Origin of the sequence: Thermococcus sp. ES12, from assembly GCF_012027515.1 — an archaeon.
In the GTDB taxonomy this organism is placed as follows: Archaea; Methanobacteriota_B; Thermococci; order Thermococcales; family Thermococcaceae; genus Thermococcus; species Thermococcus barossii.
This window is the reverse complement of the sequence record NZ_SNUP01000076.1, coordinates 1-440: the sequence shown is the minus strand read 5'-3', so window position 1 is coordinate 440 and position 440 is coordinate 1. Positions and strand designations below refer to the sequence as shown.

Sequence of the window (440 nt, the reverse complement as noted above, 5' to 3'; positions counted from 1 at the left end):
GGAATTGAAGTGCTTTTTGAGTATAGAATAAACTATCGCCCCGAGATTGCAAGTGCAGTAGTTAAGGGGATGGTGTTCTATCTGCCACCTCAAAAAGAGCAGATTGATGAAGTTCTCGATCTTTGGGAAAAGGAAAAGAAAGTTAGGCCAGAAATGTTTGCGGAGATTGTTAATTTCATAACAAACGAAATTACTCCGCTCTTGATGGTTGCTGCCAAGGACATGAAGCTACCTTACCATATTCCACTTCCAAGAGTTTCACTTAAGCCGAGGGAATGATGAATTTTGCCTTAATCGGAAACTTTATAACTTCTCTTTTCTACTTTTCAGTGGTGGTGACGATGAGGGGGGATGTAGTTTGCTTTACCTACCTCAGCAATACGAGTTTTTGAGAGCTTAAGTGAGAGACCGCTCTCTTCTAAGGAAATTGCCCGTCTGAC

1 protein-coding gene is annotated in these 440 nt (G+C 41.6%); it reads left to right on the top strand.

The annotated features are described in order from the left end of the window. Positions 1 to 279: hypothetical protein (locus E3E37_RS11110; RefSeq protein WP_167717412.1), on the top strand; the 279-nt coding region annotated here is incomplete at its 5' end. Positions 280 to 440: the final 161 nt, after the last annotated feature.